Below are 17325 nucleotides of genomic sequence, written 5' to 3'. Positions count from 1 at the left end.
TCAAGGCCTACTAAGACGGCTACAATTTCGTGAAAATCGCCGAAACCCAGTTATTCTTGGTTCGGTGTGATTGATAGACTAATGCGTGTTTCTTTGCCTCCTCTTCAATCTTGGATAAATCCTCTTGGTAAAAGCCACTGAATAAGATGGGACGCCCCTGGGGCAGCAAGGCTGCGTAGGCGTGCATGTCCTCCAGCAGCACGTTGCGGTTGATGTTGGCCAGAATGATGTCGAACGGCGCCTCCCCGGCCAGCACTTCTACCCCGCCCAAACGGCACTCAATATTCGTGCAGTTATTTTCGGCAGCGTTGTCGGCGGCATTTTCCACCGTCCAGGGCTCCACGTCCACGGCCAGCACTTCCCGGGCGCCCAGGTGCGCGGCCATGATGGCCAGAATGCCCGTGCCGCAGCCCATATCCAGCACCCGCTGGCCGTTGTGGTCGATGTCGAGCTGGTTTTCAATCATCAGGGCCGTAGTTTCGTGGTGGCCGGTGCCGAAGGACATGCGCGGCATAATCACGATTTCGTACTCCAGGCCCGCGGGCTTCTCGTGAAACGGCGCCCGCACCGAAACCCGGTCGGCAATAATCAGGGGCTGGAAGTTTTTCTCCCACTCGGCATTCCAGTTTTGGCGGGTAATAACGCGGTGCTCGTAGCCCAGCTCCCCCAGGCCTTCGTAGCGGGCCATAACTTCGGCCACGGCGTCGGGGTTGAAGTCGCCCTCCCCGATGTAGGCGCAGAAGCCTTCGTCGTTGTCCTCGAAGGTGTCGTAGCCTACTTCGGCCAGTTCGGCTACCAGAATATCGGCCAGTTCACGGGGGGCTTGTACGCGTACTTCTACAAAATCCATCTTATTGAGTTGTTGAGGCGGGAAAAGCCCGAAAGGCTTTGGTGAATAAGATGGCAAGTTCGCACGAAAAAACCGGTGCGCCACAACCAAGCTGCTTATTACCAGTGCTGGGCAACAGCAAACAGGAGCTGATCGGTTCCGGCCGGTAGTACGGGCCAGGGCCGCCGAAATCAACCTTTGGATATTTAGTAATATAAATACTCGTTTATTTACCACGCCATTTCCCGGCAGCCATGTTCCATTCCTTTCAATCCACATGAAACGAACTATCTTATCCGTAGCCTGCCTTACTGTGGCGGGCAGCGTGGCCCTATTCGGCTGCAAGGCCAAAACGGCCGAAGCCGACGCCACCGACGCCGCTGCTACCACCGAAACACCCGCCGCTGCCCCCGCGGAGGCTGCCCCGGCGGCTCCGGCGGCTCCGGCCGAAGCTGCGGCTACCACCCCGGCGGGCACCTTCGACATCAACGCCGTGCCGGTTACCAGCGCCAACCTGGGCACCTGGCCCTATCTGAGCCGGCTCAAAGGCTACAAAATTGGCTACGACAGCGACAGTACGGGCTTCGACTTCGACCGTGCCTACATTTATGACGGCAAGAAGATCATAGCCGTTGAGGGCCGAATCGTGACCCGCAACTTCCGCCCAATCGACTCCGAAAAAGCTGCTTCGGAAATAATGATGCAGCGCAACTACGAAAACCTGGTGACCAGCCTGGGCGGGGTGAAAGTAGCCTCGGGCCAGGTTCCGGAGGAAACAGTCACTGCCTTTGGTGAGCAGGAATACAACAAGCATAACAACCACATCAGCACCTACCGCCCCGTCGATACGTACGTTATCCGGCAGAAAGACAAGGAAGTGTGGGTGCAGGTGCAGCCCGAGGATGATAAGTACCAACTGAACGTCATCGAAAAGGCCGCCATGCCCCAGCAGGCCGGCGTGGTGGGCGCCACGGAGCTAAAAAAAAACTAGATACCGAGGGTAAAGCCTCCATCTACGTCAACTTCGACACCGACCAGGCCCGCATCAAGCCCGAGTCGGAGGCGGCGGTGGCGGAGGTGGTGAAGCTGCTCCAGCAGAACCCGGCGCTGCGGCTCTCCGTGGAAGGCCACACCGACAATACCGGCGCGGCAGCCCACAACCGGCAGCTGTCCGAAGCCCGGGCCCAAGCCGTGGTAGCCGCCCTCACCAGCCAAGCCATTGCCGGTAGCCGCCTGCGGGCCGCCGGCTTCGGCCCCGACAAACCCATTGCCGACAACGGCACCGAGGCGGGCAAGGCCCGGAACCGCCGGGTGGAATTAGTGAAGCTCTAGGCCTGCGCGCCAACTAAAAAGCCCGTTCCAACTGCTTGGAACGGGCTTTTTGATTTGTAACAACTTCCCTTACTGCTTCCGGCAGCCGGCAAACGAGCGGGACTTGGTGTAGTGAATGTAGAAGTCGGCCAGGGCGCGCTTATCCGTTACGAAGAGCACGTAGTCGGCAAAGTCGCGGGTGGGCGTCTGGTACCAGAACCCGGCTTTATCGGCAAAGAGCTTGTTGTCTTCCTGGTACACCAGCAGGTCGGCAAAGGCTTCCTCGGGCTCCAGATACACCGTGGCAAAGCAGTAGCTGCGCCGGTAGGGGTCGGTTTCGAGGTAGATGGAGCCGTAGATCAGGCAGGGGTCGATGGAGCCGAGCGGTACGGCGGCCGAAGCCACAAACGGCACGGGCGGTGCCGGCCGGAACGGATTCAGAGCCAGGAAGCCGGACAGCAGTAAGGAAGCAAGCATAGTTGTGGAGCAGAGAAGTCAGGACGTATAACTGAGAAACCGATATAAGCCAGAAACGTGCCGCTACAACCACCCGGACGGCAGTCTAAGTTCTACGCTCTTCGCCCTAATCTTCAAACTCGTTAGAACGACTTGATAATCTCGGTGAAGTCGCGCGACTTGAGCGAGGCTCCGCCGATCAGGCCGCCATCCACGTCGGGCTGGCTGAACAGCTCCCGGGCATTCTGGGCGTTGGCCGAGCCGCCGTAGAGAATCGTAGTGTTCAGGGCGGCTTCCGCGTCGTAGGCGCCGGCAATCTGCTCCCGGATAAAGGCGTGTACTTCCTGGGCCTGCTGGCTGGTGGCGGTTTTGCCGGTGCCAATGGCCCAGATGGGTTCGTAGGCAATGACTACCTGGTCAAACTCCTCATTGGAGAGGTGAAACAGGCCGTTTTTGAGCTGGGCCGCCAGGAAATTGAAAGTTTCGTCGGCTTCCCGGGTTTCCAGGGTTTCGCCGATGCAGAAGATGGGCTTCAGGCCGGCGGCCAATACGGCCTTGAGCTTCTGGCTGAGCAGCTCATCATCTTCGCCGAAATACTGGCGCCGCTCAGAGTGGCCCAGAATCACGTACTCCACCCCTACCGACTGCAGCTGCCGGGCCGAAACTTCGCCGGTGTAAGCACCGCTTTCCTTCTGGTGGCAGTTTTGGGCGCCCAGATGAATCTTGCCGCCTTCGGTCAGCAGCTTGCCAATGGAGTGCAGAAACGGCGCGGGCGGCGCAATCACCACTTCCACGTTGGCAGCCAGAGTTTCGTCGGCTACCATGTTGGTGATTTCCGAAACCAGGGCCAGGCCGTCCTGGTAGGTCATGTTCATTTTCCAGTTGCCGGCGACGATATTCTTGCGCATAAATCAGGGTTGGGAGAGGAATGAATCGTTTGCCTGCAAAGAAACGATAATTCGAGCACCGAAAAGCCGGCCGGCCGGCCGAGCCCGAAATGGCTGCTCGGCCCCGAACCGCTAGGCGCGGCGGCGGCTAACTTTGCGTAGACTCAGGGCCACGCCCGCTACGGCCGAAATGCCGGCGCCGGCCAGCGCCACCCAGCCCAGCTCCGGGTACTCAACCCGCTGGGCCACCCAGATTCCCAGCAGAGCCCAGGTCACAACCAACGGAAAAACCAGGTCCCGGGCGGCGTAGCTGATAGCCACGGCCAGCCCCACAATGGCGGCCAGCAGCAGCAGCGTGAGCATTACGGAAATGGCCGTATCGGCGCGCCACAGGTGCTGCTGCAGTCCAATCGTCACGTTGACGACGGTAGCCACGGATATCCAACCCAGGTAGAGCGAAAAAGGAATGCTGGACCAGCGCGGCGCTTTACGCTCCAGCACCAGGCGACGCGCCCGGCTGTACACCATAATTAGCGTGCCGAGGATAACGAGCATTACCACAGCACTGATTTCGATGAGATGGTAGGCGAAAAGCACTACCCAGACGGCCGTAGCCACGCTGGCGACCGTCAGGGGCCGAGCTACGTAGCCGGCCAGGTACAGATTGCGCTGGGTCGGCAGCAGTTGCCAGACGGCATAGCCTGCTAGGGCCAGGAAAATAAGTCCCCAGATGCTGAACGTGTAGCCGGCCGGGGTAAGCAGCGTAGGATACTGCGCCGAGACGGCGCCCATGGTCTGGTCGTTGAACGGATGGGTATTGGCCCAGTAGTTCAGGGCAATGTTGCCGAAAATGCTCAGCGCCGCCAGCCAGCGCCAAGTGGGAACAGATGACCGGGAGCGGGAGCGCACGGCTGAACCAGTGATTTCCATCGAGTAGAAAGGCAATGCGCCCCGCTAGAGGTGAGTATTGTACGAAACCTACGAAATATTAATCAACTCAGATTTAGCGTAATCTGGATCAATTCTAAATATTATTTATAATTCGTCTAAATAAACTTGCATTGCCCGGAATCCCTGCGGAGTTTTGCGGCGTTCTACTCAATTCTTACTCTCATGCAACAACCCCGTATGCCCCAGAGCCGCCAATTGGCCCTGACCATATTTACCCTTTTACTTTCCTTACTAACCCTGACCGTGCAGGGTCAGAACGCCACCATTCAGGGCCGAGTAACCACCCCGGCGGGGCAGCCGGTGGTGGGCGCCGGGGTGGGTGTCAAAGGCACGGCCCTGGGCGCCAATACCGATGCGGAAGGCAATTTTCAAATCGCCAATCTGGCGGCCGGCCAGTATTCGCTGAGCGTGCGCCTGGTGGGCTTTGACACCCAGGAGCGGCGCGTGAAGCTGGCGGCGGGCGAAACCAGCACCCAGAACTTCGTGCTCACCGAAAGCACCGAACAGTTGAGCGAAGTGGTGGTCGAAGGCCAGGGCACCAATAAATTTGTGCGCCGCGAATCGGAGTACGTGGGCAAAATGCCGCTCAAAAACCTGGAGAATCCGCAGGTGTACAGCAGCATTGGCAAGGAGCTGCTCAGCGAACAGCTGGTATTTTCGGTGGATGACGCCGTGCGCAACGCCCCGGGCCTGCAGCGGATGTGGGACGCCACCGGCCGGGCCGGCGACGGGGGCGGGTTTTACAACAGCCGCGGCTATATTCTGCAAAGCCGGCTGCGCAACGGGATTGTGGGCAGCGTAACCAGCGACATCGACGCGGTAAACCTGGAGCGGCTCGAAGTAATCAAGGGTCCGTCGGCCACGCTCTTTGGCAGCGCTCTGACGTCGTACGGCGGCCTGATGAACCGCGTCACGAAGAAGCCCTACGACACGTTCGGGGGCGAAATCAACGTGGCCGGCGGCAGCTACGGCTTTCACCGCCTCAGCGCCGACGTAAACCTGGTGGACCCCAACGCCCCGGCCGACCGGCCCAAGACGCTGGCGTTTCGTTTGAGCACGGCCTATCAGTACGAGGACAGCTTTCAGGACAAGGGCTTCAGCCGCAACGTGGCCGTGGCTCCGAGCCTGACCTTCCGCCCCACCGAGCGGCTGACCATCAACCTGGACGCGGAGCTGATGCAGGGCCAGAACATGGGCAAACAGCTGTTCTTTTTCTACTCGCCGGTGGCTGAGCTGGGCGTGTCGCGGGCCGAAGACCTGCCTTTCGACTACCGCAAATCCTACGCCGGCAACGGCCTGGTGCAAAGCTCGCGCAGTGCCAACGTCTTCGGGCAGGTCAACTACCGGCTATCTTCCGCCTTCACTTCCTCGACCAACCTGAGCGCCGGCCAAAGCTTCTCCGACGGTTTTGGGCCTTACTTCTACCTGATTTCGGATGCGGCCCTGGCCAAGAAAGGCACCCCGGTGCCTGCCCCCGGCATGCACTCCTTGATTCGGGCCGACCAGTCGACGCGCAACAGCACGCTGAACACTTACGAGGTGCAGCAGCTCTTCAACGGCGACTTCCTGCTGGGCAACCTGCGCAACCGGGTGGTGCTGGGCCTGGACTTTCTGCGGCTCGACAACAACATCAAGTTCTTCGGGGGCATCGTGGATACCGTGCCGCTCAACCAGCCCAACTACGACTACTCGGCCTTCAACGGCGCCAACGTGGAAGCTTTCTACGCCCGGCAGGCTCCGGCCGCGTACATCAACAACGTTAAGTCGAACACCTACAGCGCCTTTCTCTCGGATGTGCTGAACCTGACCGAGCACCTCAGCGTGCTGGCCGCCCTACGCCTCGACCACTACGACAACAAAGGCGGAATTCTGTACGGGCCGGTAGACGCGTACGGGCAAACGAACCTGTCGCCCAAGCTGGGCGTGGTGTTTCAGCCGGTGCTGAACCGGGTGTCGCTCTTTGCCAACTACCAGAACAGCTTCAACAACCAGAATGGCCCCTACATTGACGTCAACAACCAGCAGCAGCGGGCCAAGCCCGAGCGGGCCAACCAGGTGGAAGGCGGCGTGAAGCTGGACGCGGCCGACGGCAAAATCAGCGCTACGGTGAGCTACTACGATATTCGGGTGAAGGATTTGCTGCGCACCACGCCGACCCTGACCGTGCCCGGGGCCCAAACCCAGGACGGCACCCAGGTCAGCAAGGGCGTCGAGGTAAGTTTGATTGCCAACCCTTTCGTGGGCTTCAATGCCGTGGCCGGCTTTAGCTACAACGACTCGAAGCTGGAGAAGGCCGCCGAAGCCGTGAACGGCCTGCGGCCCAACACGGCCTCTTCCCCCTACCTGGCCAACCTGTGGCTGAGCTACCGTTTGCCCGAAGGCCTGCTGCAAGGCCTGGGCTTCGGCATCGGGGGCAACTACGCCAGTGAAAACAAGGTGCAGAACACGACGGCCGGCACCTTCACGCTGCCCAGCTACACCGTACTCAACGCCTCGGCCTTCTACGACCAGCCCCGGTACCGGATTTCGGCCAAAGTAGACAACCTGACCGACCAGAAGTACTGGGTGGGCTACACCACCGTCAGCCCTCAAAAGCTGCGCAGCATCGTGGGCAGCGTGGCGTATAAGTTCTAAAGGCTGGAACCACCCTCATGCTTGATCTGGCGGCCGCCAGATCAAGCATGACGTTCTTTTTGTTGTGGTTAACAATTTTTTACGCCTAGTACCACCTCTCGCACCATGACCACCTTCAGGAAAGCTGTCGGCACACTGCACCTCTGGCTCGGGCTTTCCACCGGGCTGGTCGTGTTCATTGTGAGCTTGACCGGGGCCATCTTCACGTTTCAGGACGAAATCCGGGATGCGACGCAGGCGTGGCGCAAGGTGGAGGTGCCGGCCCAGCCCACGGAGCTGCTGCTGCCCTCCCGCCTGCAGGCGGTGGTCGAGCACAATCACCCGGGGCTGAAGCCCGCCTTCTTTATGCTGATGGGCCCCGACCGCTCGGCGGTGTTATATACTACTGATAAGCAGGGCACTTACTTTGCTACCGCCTTGAATCCCTACACGGGTCAGGAATTGGGCCATCTGGACCTGCGGAAAGACTTTTTCTCCATCATCCAGGCCCTCCACATGTACTTGCTGCTGCCCGAGGAAATCGGAGGAACAGTGGTGGGCATTTCGGTGCTGGTGTTCGTGGTGATGCTGATTACGGGCATTATTCTGTGGTGGCCCAAGCGCAAAACCGACCGGAAGCGCAGCTTCACCATCAAGTGGGGCGCCCGGTGGCGGCGCGTCAACTACGATTTGCACAACGTGCTGGGCTTCTACGCGGCCAGCATTGCCCTTATTCTGGCCTTGACGGGGCTGATGATGAGCTTTGAGTGGGTGATGAAGTCGGTGTACTTCGTCAGCAATGCCGGCCAGGAGTATCCGGCAGAGAAAACGCCGCCGACGGTGGACACGTTGCAAACCGTAGCCGCCGCGCCCCAGCCCGTGGCCGACGTTTTGTACCAGCAGATCCGGCGCGGCTCCCCCGCGGCCAAGATGATTTTCCTGGGCTTGCCCACGTCACCCAAGCAACCCGTGTACAGCATTGCCTACGAGCGGGCCCTGTACTACTACCACCGCGACGAGTACTACTTCCACCCCGTGTCGGGCCAGCTGCTGAAAAGCATTCCGCACAGCAGCAAAAGCAACGGCCAGAAGATGGCCGACGTGAACTACGACCTGCACACGGGGCAGGTACTGGGCCTGGGCGGCAAAATCCTGGCTTTCCTGGGTAGCCTGATTTCGGCCAGCCTGCCCGTCACGGGCTTTATGGTGTGGTGGGGCCGGCGCAAGAAGCCCAAGAAGCAGCGGAGTAAGGCAGCCACTGTCTGATCTGTAGAGACGCATATTTGCGTCTTGTCGTTGAACAACCGTCGTCTTGGATTAAACAACGCTTAACAACGACGGAGACTTAACAACGACGGAGACGCAAGTATGCGTCTCTACATCGTTCAACGAAGCAGAATCAGGCGGCGAAGTACTTTTCCACTAGCTCGTCGGTCAGCTCCCGGGAGCCGGCCTGGCCGTTTTTGGCGGGCGGGAAGGCGTTGCGGCAAAAGCCCATTTGCCGCTGAAAGTCGTAGAGGGCGTGGCAGTAGCCGGCAATGATGAGGGCCGCGGTGGTTTGGGCCACGTCCCAGAAAACCTGCACTGTCACGGGCGTTTCGCGGTCCTGCACGTCTTCCACATTATAGATGTGCAGGGCGTCGAGGATTTCCAGCTCGTCGCCGTTGCGCAGGGCGTAGAGGTAGCCCGTTTCGCCGTCGTCCTCAAACATGACTTCGAACTCGTGGCCGGCGGCCGTGCTGCTAATGAGCTGGTTTTCCTGGCCCGGCTCGGGCTGCCCTACGTTGATTTGTTCTTCGGCACCTAGTATCATGGTCAATCTTACGTAAAAAGAGCCGCCTTACGGGCGGCTCTTTTGGTTTTTACGGCAAACTCACGCGGTGGGGCTTACAGCTTTTCGGCCAGGAAGCGGGCCGTGTGGTTGGTGTCCTTGAGGGCCAGCATGTCCTCGGGCGTGCCTTCAAACAGCAGGTGGCCGCCGTTGGTACCGCCCTCGGGGCCCAGGTCAATAATCCAGTCGGCGCACTTGATGATGTCCATGTTGTGCTCGATGATGAGCACCGAGTTGCCTTGCTCAATGAGGGCGTTGAGGGCCTTGAGCAGCTTGGCAATGTCGTGGAAGTGCAGGCCGGTGCTGGGCTCGTCGAAGATGAACAGGATTTTATCCTGCTGCAGCGTGGCGCCCTTGGTCAGGAAGGAAGCCAGCTTGACGCGCTGGGCCTCCCCGCCCGAGAGGGTGTTGGCCGACTGCCCCAGGCGGATGTAGCCCAGCCCCACGTCGTCGAGCGGCTTGAGGCGCTCGGCTACTTTGGGCTGGCCTTTGAAGAACTCCACGGCGTCGGCCACGGTCATTTCCAGCACGTCGTCGATGCCTTTGTCCTGGAATTTCACGTCCAGAATATCCTGCTTGAACTTGCGGCCGCCGCAGCTTTCACAGGTCAAATAGATATCGGCCATGAACTGCATTTCAATCTTGACCTGGCCTTCGCCCTGGCACACCTCGCAGCGGCCCCCTTCGATGTTGAACGAAAAGTGGGAAGGTTTCAGCCCCCGGGCCTTGGCCAGGGGCTGGTCCGAAAACAGCGTCCGGATGGCGTCGTAGGCCTTTACGTAGGTCACCGGGTTGGAGCGGCTGCTCTTGCCGATGGGGTTCTGGTCCACGAACTCGACGTGCGACACCTGGCCCTGCACGCCCATCAGCCGGTCGAATTTGCCGGTGGCTTCCCCGGCCCCACCGCCGAGCTGCTTGGCCACGGCCGGCGCCAGAATGCGCTTCACCAGCGTCGACTTGCCCGAGCCCGACACGCCGGTTACCACGGTCATCACGCCCAGCGGAAACTTGGCGTTGACGTTTTTCAGGTTGTTTTCCCGGGCGCCGGTTACTTCCAGCGCGTTGCGCCAGGGCCGCCGGATCTGGGGTACCTTCACCTCCATAGCGCCGCTGAGGTACTTGCCGGTGTAGGTGGTGGTGTTCTTGAGAATCTCAGGATACGTGCCCTGGAACATCAGGTGGCCGCCGCCGGAGCCGGCCTCGGGGCCGATGTCGATAATCTGGTCGGCCTCCTCCATCATCTTCTCCTCGTGCTCCACCACAATCACGGTGTTGCCGAGCTTCTGCAAGGAGCGTAGCACGCCGATGAGCTGCTCGGCGTCCTTGGGGTGCAGGCCGATGCTGGGCTCATCGAGGATGTACATGGAGCCTACCAGGGCCGAGCCGAGCGAAGTAGCCAACGAAATCCGCTGACTCTCGCCGCCGGAGAGCGTGCTGCTCAGCCGGTTCAGAGTCAGGTAGCCCAGACCCACGCGGTTGAGGTAGCCCAGGCGGTTGGTGATTTCCGTGCTCAGGCGCTCGGCCACTTTCATTTCGTGCTCCGTCAACGACAGATTTTCGAAGAAGTCGAGGGCCTTGCTGATGGGCAGCAGCACGATATCGGTGATGCTTTGGTCCTGGATTTTAACGTACTGGGCGTCTTTGCGCAGGCGGGTGCCGCGGCAGTCGGGGCAGGTGGTGCGGCCCCGGTAGCGGCTTTGCAGCACCCGGTACTGGATTTTGTGGGTTTGGGTACTCACCCACTTAAAGTACTCGTCGAGGCCCTCGAAGTACTTGTTGCCTTTCCAGAGCAGGGTGCGCTCGGCTTCGCTCAGCTCGTTGTAGGGCCGGTGAATGGGGAAGTCGAAGCGGATGCCGTTTTTGAGCAACGGCTTTAGCCATTCGCTCTGCTTGTCGGTGCGCCAGGGGGCAATGGCGCCCTCGTACACGGTCAGGCTCTTGTCAGGAATGACCAAATCCTCATCAATGCCCAAGACCGAGCCGAACCCTTCGCAGGTCTGGCAGGCGCCGTAGGGGTTGTTGAAGGAGAAGAAGTTGACGTTGGGCTCCTCGAACACCATGCCGTCCAGCTCAAACCGGTCGGAGAAGCGTCTAGTTATTAATTGTTCGTTGTCCGTTGTTGGGTTGTTCTGCTCACTAGCAACTGGCAACTGACAACGAACAACTAACTCGCCGTGCCCCTCGAAAAACGCGGTTTGCACCGAGTCGGAAAGGCGGAATTGCAGGTCTTCGTCGCCGGGGCGGATAACGGCCCGGTCAATCATGATGTAGACCTCACCCTTCACTTCGGGCTTGCCTTCGCCAATCAGGTCTTCGATAAAGGCCGTTTCGTCGCCGTTGATGACCACCCGGCTGTAGCCTTTCTGCAGCAGCAAATCCAGCTCCTTGCTCATGGGCCGGCCTTCCTCGGAAGGCAGCAGCGGGGCCAGAATCGTGGCACGGGTGCCGTCTTCCAGGCCGAAGAGGTAATCGACGACGTCGGCCACGGTGTCCTTGCGCACCTGCTCGCCGCTAACGGGCGAAAAGGTGCGGCCTACCCGGGCGAAGAGCAGCTTGAGGTAGTCGTAAATCTCGGTGCTGGTCCCGACGGTGGAGCGGTTGTTCTTAATACTGACCTTTTGCTCGATGGCAATGGCCGGCGAAATACCGCGAATGTAGTCCACGTCGGGCTTGTCCATGCGGCCCAGAAACTGCCGGGCGTAGGAGCTCAGGCTCTCCACGTACATGCGCTGCCCCTCGGCATACAGCGTGTCGAAGGCCAGGCTCGACTTGCCCGAGCCCGAGAGGCCCGTGACGACGATAAACTTGTTGCGGGGCAACGCCACGCTGAGGTTTTTGAGGTTATGCACCCGGGCATTCTTGATCAGAATGAACTCGCGCGGGTCGAGCTGGTCAGTCGGGTCGGCCGCGGGGGCGGCTACTTGTAAAGAATCTTGGGCCATAGAAACGGTAAACAGCCGAGGCGGCCCGTAAGGTTTCCGCCCCCGCAATTAGACCAACGAAGGTACGGCGACGGAGGGCAGGTTTGTTGCCCCACGGGGAAAGTTAGTTGGGCGGTAGCCCCCCGAGCCCCGCTAGTTGTGGGGAGTCTGACGCTCCCGCAGATCGAGCGAATCAATCAGGGCGGGCAGAGCGCCGTAGTACAAACCGGCCACGGCTAGCTTGTCTTTCGCCAGCAGCCGCCTTTCCCGTTGGGTAGGCAGAAACTGAGTTTCGCTTATCCAGCCTTCATACGCCGCCGAGACATACTGGCTGTTTCCATTGCTAAGGCGCAGCCGCAGCCGGGTTTTGAAGCTGCCCTGGTACTTATCGACCAGCAGCACGACCATTTGCCGGGGCCTTATTTTCAGGATCCACTCCCCGTTGCCACAGGACTCCGGGCCTTTGCTCTCGATGGGCCGCCACTGGCCGGTACGGTCCCTGGCTTCCTGAATAGCGTAGGTCCAGGAATCCTTGCCGCACAAAAGCTTGGCCCGGGGCGTCGAATTAACGATGTAGACGGGATACACCAGCCGAGCCGGCAACTCGCCCGACTCCCGGAACGGCAGGGAGGTCTGATAATCGGCAATAAGCTCCAAGCCGTCCGTGTTCAGGCTGTCGGCCCAGCGGAAGGGCTGCCCCGAATCCAACTCGTACCGGTCGGCTCCCAGGCTGTCGGGCTTCTGCAGGTTGAGGCGGTTGGCAAAGCTGAAGCGGCCAACCAAACGATGCGCTACCGCCCGGATACTGTCGACCTGAAGCGGCGCCGGCGGGGGCTGCGGGGGTTGCTGAATAAGGGGTAATTTAAACTGCGCGAGCGGCGCTTGCCCGGGTGCTTGCTCAAAAGACGTTTGGCAACTGCCCAACCCCAGAACTACCAGCGCCCACGGGCCCAATTTATTATGCATACCCGATACCCTGAGCAGCCCGGCAGCAGTTTGCCCAGGCTATCTTTTTAACCCAATACGGGCTTAAATATTGCTTTTACTATAAAAGACCCTACCGTTCAGCTCCTGAATCTTCTGCGGGCAGAGTCGCGTAAGTTTGGTATTTTCGGGGCTCTCTCCTTCCCTACCCACGCTCAATGCCGTTCTAAAACAGGACTTTATGAAGAATTATTTACACGTTGTTTTTGTTTCTCTTCTGCTGTTCAGCGTGTTGCTTGCTCCCGTTGCCAGCCGGGCAGCCGGCGGGGAACCCACCCCGCTCAGCGGGCAGTGGAAAGGTCCGCTGAAAGTGCCGGGCGGCAGTCTGGACCTGATCCTGACCATCGTGCCGCTGACCGGGGGCACCTACTACGCGGCCCTGGACGTGCCCAAGCAGCGCGTGAGCCGCATGGCCGTGGACATGACGCTGACCAACAGCGACGTGCTGCTCAAGATTGAGCAGGCCGGCAGCCGCTTTACCGGCAAGCTGAGCAAGGACCGGAAGTCGATGACGGGTATCTGGGAGCAGCCGGGCCTGAAGCAGGAAGTGAAGTTTGAGCAGGGCAGCTCCCCGGTGGTTAGCGCCCCGACTTTCAAGCCGGCCCAGCCCTACAAGACTGAGCAGGTCATTATTACCAACGAGAAGACTGATTTGTGCCTGGGCGCTACCATTACCACGCCCAACGGCAACGGCCCTTTCCCGGCCGTAGTGCTGGTGTCGGACTCCGGGCCCCAGGACCGGGACGCGGCCCAGCAGGAAGATTACCGCATGTTTGCCATCCTGGCCGACTACTTTGCCCGCCGCGGCATGGTGGTGCTGCGCTACGACGACCGGGGCGTGGGCAAATCGGGGGGCCGGTACGCGGCGGCCACCACGGCCGATTTGATGACTGACGCCGAAACGGCCATGAACTATTTGCGCAGCCGCCCCCGCATCGACAAGAAGAACGTGGGCATGATTGGGCACGGTGAGGGCGCCAACATTGCGTTGCTGGCCGCCGCCGAGCCCAAAGGACCCGACTTTGTAGTATCGTTGGCTGGCTACGGCATGCCCGGCCGCGACGTACTGCGGCGGCAACAGGTGGAAATCATGCGCATGATTGGCGGCAACGCCACCCAGGTGGATGCGGCCCTGAAGCTGCACGACAAGATGATCAGCATTATCCGCCAGACGCCGAACAGCAACCAGGCCCGGGGTAAGCTCGCGGCCATGATTCGGATGAGCAACGTGGACATTGACCCCACCATGGCCCGGGCCCGGGCCGCCCAGCTCACCTCGCCCTGGTACCGCTACTACCTCGACTTCGACCCCAAGGTGAAGCTGCCCGCCGTGAAGTGCCCCGTGCTGGCCCTCAACGGCGTGGAAGACCTACAGGTGGGCGCAACCAAAAACCTGGCCCTGCTGAGCAAAGGCCTGAAAGCCGGCGGCAACCGCCACGTGAAAACGGTGAAAATTGTGGGCGTCAACCACGCTTTTCAGCCCGATGAGTCGCAGTGGCCCCTGGTAAACGGGGAGCAGCAGCCCAACTTCTCGCCCAAAGCCCTGGCCCTGATGCAAACCTGGCTGGAGCAAACCACCAAGCCGGGCCCCATCCTGAACACGCCCCGCTCGAACCCCAAATCTGACGTGAAGAAAGTATCCAAGCCCACGGCCCAGAATTAAGCGCTGCCGCCTTGGCCCGATGTACGCAGCCCCGCTGGCAGCTTCCCGTCCGGAACTTGTCGGCGGGGCTGCGGTTTATAGCTCTTCCATGCCCACCCTCCACTCCGACCTGCAGGATTTATTGTCCTTCGGAATGCTCAGCGCCCACACGCTGGATATTCTGCAGCATAAGTATGGGGTGAGTGAAGGGGACCTGTTTGCGGCCGTAACCAAAGTGGTGCGCCAGCGCCGGGCCGACGCCGAGCAGCCCGAGATGCTGCGGGAGTTGCAGCAGAAGCGGCAGGTCATGCTCACCGATGCCCGCATCTGCCGGCACTGCGGCGAGGCCATTGCGGCCCGGGCCGCCATGCGCCACCTCTGGCAGGCCCACGATATTATTGCCCGCACCACCTGGCCCGAGCATTACACTGCCGCCAGCCTTGGTGCTCCGGCCGAAGCTACCGACGAAACCGAAGGCGCGGTAGCGCCCCACAACGCCCGGCGCTACCTGGTGCGCAGCCGGGGCTACACTATTATGATAGTCAGTGAGCGGGGCCTGAACCACCGCTACCGCACCGCCGATTTGAAGCGCGACAACCAGCGCCAGGGCTTTCGGCAGTGCTTGCGCGGCACGTTTATTCTGGTGCCGATGCGGGCCTAAAACCGCAGCCCGATTTGCCCACCGATCCACATCCGCACGGGCGTATTGCCCCACTGGGTGTCGGTGAGCAGTAGCTGATTCTTGCCAAATTCTGAGTTGGTGCCGTTGCCGTCGTTTTCGTACAAAGCCAAATTGAGCGTGGGAGAAAATACGAGGCCCAGGTGGCCCTGGGGCTCAATCTGCCAGACCAGTGACGGCCGCAGCTGGTTGTAGGAAAGCAGCGTACCCTCCGTTCCTGACTGCTTAATCAGGTACCAGCCGAGCACATCCAGGTTCCAGCTGAAGCGGCCGTGCGGGCGGCTGGCCGTACCCAGGCCAAACCCCGTGGCCCAGTGTACCCGGCTGTTCAGGGGCTGGGTGGCCGCGGCCAGAATGGTATAATAGCGCCGCACGCCCAGCTTCAGCGCGGCATTCAGGGGCAGGGTTTCACTGGTCCAAACCTCGCCGTGCAAGTAACCGTGCCGCACGATGTTGACGATGCCCAACGTCACGCCATCCACGGAATCGGCTATGTTAATCAGCCCTAATTGCACGCCTTTAACGTGCTTCCCCACGTTGATAAGGCCAAACTGCATGCCCGTCACGCGCCGGGCCGAGTTGAGCAGGGGAGCCGTTTGCAGCCCGCGAATATCGGTACCGGTCAGGTTGGCCAGGCCGGCGGCTTGCAGCAGAGGGCCGGGCAAGGACATGGCGCTGGGTGCTCCCAGGTGCCGGGCCACCGAATCGGTAGCCAGCAGGCGGGATAGGCCCAATGCGCGGCGGGCCCGGGCGGGGCGGCCGTCGTTGTGGCGGGAGCGGGCGGCCCCACCCACAATGTTGACCAAGCCCGCCACTTGCAGCCCCCGGGCATCGTCGCGCACCAGGTTGACCAGCCCCGCGGCCTGGGCCCCGCGCACCGAGCCGCCCGTCACGTTGACCAAGCCCGCCGCCTGCACGCCCTGCACTTCGGTACCGGTTACGTTGAGCAGGCCCGCGGCCTGTCCACCCCGCACCGTGTCGCGCACCACATTTACCAGGCCGCCCACTTCCACTCCGCGCACCCCAGCTGCGTAACCGGCCAGTATGTTTAAAGAAAACTGGTTGATACTACGGCCACTACGGAGCCAGTTCGAGCCTAGCGGCGCTACAAAACTCACCTGCCAGACGTGCCGGTCATAGGCTTTGCGCACCGTCGCGGGAGGCACCGGCACGGCGGCCAGCACCGTGTCACGGCCCGGCAGCCCGCTCTGCACGGTTACGGGGCGCTGGACCAGCGGCTCACCTGGTTTACCAATGCCCAGTTGGGCGGCCTTGCGCAACGGCTCCCGCAGCTCGGTAGCGGCCAGGGCCACGGTGTCGAGTACGGCTTTGGCTCCGCCGGCTACCTGCTGCGCGCCCTGCCCCAAAACGCGGCCGGTTTGGCGGGCCGTGCGGGCCAGAGCCCCCGTGGCAGACTGCGCGGCAGTCCGGGCTTTTTGCCGCAGCCGGGCCAGGGCCGATGCCGTCTCCCGGGCAGCGGTATCCGCCGTGGCGCTGGGAGCCGGAGTAGCGCCCGGTACTGGGGGCAGGGCCGGCGGCAGCGTCACGGACGGCAGCAACGACGCGGTGGCCGGCTTCGGCTTGGCTGAAGTGGCCGGGCGGGCCATAATTGCCTTCGCCGCAGGGGTAGCCCGGCGGGTATAGCCGACAGCCGCTGCGGGCTTCACTTTTCCATTGGCGGCTACCGCCTGCTGGCCCCGAGCCAGTTTTTGCGCGGCCGACCGATTGGAAGTCAGCCCGGGAGTGTTTGCCCCGGCCGAATGGTTTCTGGTCGAGCTACCGGCTACCGTCGGCGGCACGCTCTTGGCCGCCGCTACTGCTTTGACGGGTGCCGGGGCGGCAAAGGGCGGCTTCTCGCCGGTACGCCAGAGCACGATTTGCCCACCGATAACCTGGTACGAAACGCCCCGGCTTTGCAGCAGCTGGCGCAGCACGTCGCCTACCGGCTGCCGGCCCGGCGTGTGCAGCGTGACGCGTTTCTGAAGCGGAATAAACGTGCTGCTGTAGCTGAACGGCACGCCGCTTTGGCGGGTAATATCGCGCAGCACCTGCTGCAACGAAGCATCTGTCGCGCTTACTTGCACCCGCCGGGCCAGCAGCACCGGCGGGGCCTGGGCTCCCGCCGGAATCCCGAGCAGCCCTAGGCACAAAATCAGAGCAAACAGGTACCGCATAGCCGCGGGAAATGGAAAGGTGGGCGAAAAACGGAACCGGCGGAGCA

General features: G+C 61.2%; 14 protein-coding genes. 6 read left to right on the top strand and 8 right to left on the bottom strand.

What is annotated here, in order from left to right; translation table 11 throughout:
• Positions 1–19: 19 nt before the first annotated feature.
• A complete protein-coding gene (gene prmA, locus CLV45_RS22425) occupies positions 20–850 on the bottom strand; it encodes a 50S ribosomal protein L11 methyltransferase (RefSeq protein WP_100338716.1) in 831 nt (276 codons plus the stop codon).
• Positions 851–1106: 256 nt separating this feature from the next.
• Between prmA and CLV45_RS22420 the strand changes: the two genes are divergently transcribed.
• Both CLV45_RS22420 and CLV45_RS22415 read left to right on the top strand, forming a co-directional pair.
• Positions 1107–1820: a hypothetical protein gene (locus CLV45_RS22420; RefSeq protein WP_157807732.1), complete on the top strand. Its 714-nt coding sequence runs from the start codon at positions 1107–1109 to the stop codon at positions 1818–1820.
• Between the two features lie 20 nt (positions 1821–1840).
• Entirely contained in the window at positions 1841–2161 is a 321-nt protein-coding gene (locus CLV45_RS22415) for an OmpA family protein (protein ID WP_100338714.1), read from the top strand.
• Between the two features lie 69 nt (positions 2162–2230).
• Here CLV45_RS22415 and CLV45_RS22410 read toward each other — a convergent pair whose 3' ends face one another.
• The 3 genes from CLV45_RS22410 to CLV45_RS22400 all read right to left on the bottom strand — a co-directional run bounded on the left by CLV45_RS22410 (position 2231) and on the right by CLV45_RS22400 (position 4413).
• Entirely contained in the window at positions 2231–2617 is a 387-nt protein-coding gene (locus tag CLV45_RS22410; protein WP_245882959.1) for a DUF6150 family protein, read from the bottom strand.
• Between the two features lie 122 nt (positions 2618–2739).
• The gene (gene tpiA / locus CLV45_RS22405) at positions 2740–3504 is read right to left on the bottom strand and encodes a triose-phosphate isomerase (protein ID WP_100338713.1); all 765 of its coding nucleotides are present in this window, start codon (positions 3502–3504) and stop codon (positions 2740–2742) included.
• A 111-nt stretch (positions 3505–3615) separates the two neighbouring features.
• Positions 3616–4413, bottom strand: a complete 798-nt coding sequence (locus CLV45_RS22400; RefSeq protein ID WP_100338712.1) for a tryptophan-rich sensory protein — start codon at positions 4411–4413, stop codon at positions 3616–3618.
• A gap of 183 nt (positions 4414–4596) precedes the next feature.
• On the opposite strand from CLV45_RS22400, the gene CLV45_RS22395 reads away from it, so the two are divergent.
• Together CLV45_RS22395 and CLV45_RS22390 are read left to right on the top strand one after the other, a co-directional pair.
• Positions 4597–7068: a TonB-dependent receptor gene (locus CLV45_RS22395; protein ID WP_245882958.1), complete on the top strand. Its 2472-nt coding sequence runs from the start codon at positions 4597–4599 to the stop codon at positions 7066–7068.
• A 105-nt stretch (positions 7069–7173) separates the two neighbouring features.
• Entirely contained in the window at positions 7174–8313 is a 1140-nt protein-coding gene (locus tag CLV45_RS22390; protein WP_100338710.1) for a PepSY-associated TM helix domain-containing protein, read from the top strand.
• Between the two features lie 133 nt (positions 8314–8446).
• On the opposite strand, the gene CLV45_RS22385 is transcribed toward CLV45_RS22390, so the two are convergent.
• The 3 genes from CLV45_RS22385 to CLV45_RS22375 form a co-directional block, all read right to left on the bottom strand.
• Positions 8447–8860 carry a DUF2251 domain-containing protein gene (locus CLV45_RS22385; RefSeq protein WP_100338709.1) on the bottom strand — a complete coding sequence of 138 codons (414 nt, stop codon included), beginning with the start codon at positions 8858–8860 and terminating at the stop codon, positions 8447–8449.
• A gap of 74 nt (positions 8861–8934) precedes the next feature.
• Positions 8935–11820, bottom strand: coding sequence for an excinuclease ABC subunit UvrA (uvrA, locus tag CLV45_RS22380; RefSeq protein WP_100338708.1), 2886 nt, complete (start codon positions 11818–11820; stop codon positions 8935–8937).
• A 132-nt stretch (positions 11821–11952) separates the two neighbouring features.
• Entirely contained in the window at positions 11953–12582 is a 630-nt protein-coding gene (locus CLV45_RS22375) for a hypothetical protein (RefSeq protein WP_100338707.1), read from the bottom strand.
• Positions 12583–12964: 382 nt separating this feature from the next.
• Between CLV45_RS22375 and CLV45_RS22370 the strand changes: the two genes are divergently transcribed.
• Both CLV45_RS22370 and CLV45_RS22365 read left to right on the top strand, forming a co-directional pair.
• On the top strand, positions 12965–14446 hold the full coding sequence (locus tag CLV45_RS22370; protein ID WP_100338706.1) for an alpha/beta hydrolase family protein: 1482 nt from the start codon (positions 12965–12967) through the stop codon (positions 14444–14446).
• A gap of 88 nt (positions 14447–14534) precedes the next feature.
• Positions 14535–15086 (top strand): hypothetical protein, encoded by a 552-nt coding sequence (locus CLV45_RS22365; RefSeq protein ID WP_100338705.1) that lies wholly within the window; start codon positions 14535–14537, stop codon positions 15084–15086.
• Here CLV45_RS22365 and CLV45_RS22360 read toward each other — a convergent pair.
• Positions 15083–17278, bottom strand: coding sequence for an STN domain-containing protein (locus tag CLV45_RS22360; protein WP_100338704.1), 2196 nt, complete (start codon positions 17276–17278; stop codon positions 15083–15085). The two genes, CLV45_RS22365 and CLV45_RS22360, sit on opposite strands and share 4 nt — an antisense overlap.
• Positions 17279–17325: the final 47 nt, after the last annotated feature.

The sequence above is a fragment of the Hymenobacter chitinivorans DSM 11115 genome (assembly GCF_002797555.1).
Lineage (GTDB): Bacteria > Bacteroidota > Bacteroidia > Cytophagales > Hymenobacteraceae > Hymenobacter > Hymenobacter chitinivorans.
The sequence above is the reverse complement of the archived record's forward strand: the minus strand, read 5'-3'. Positions and strand labels throughout refer to the sequence as shown.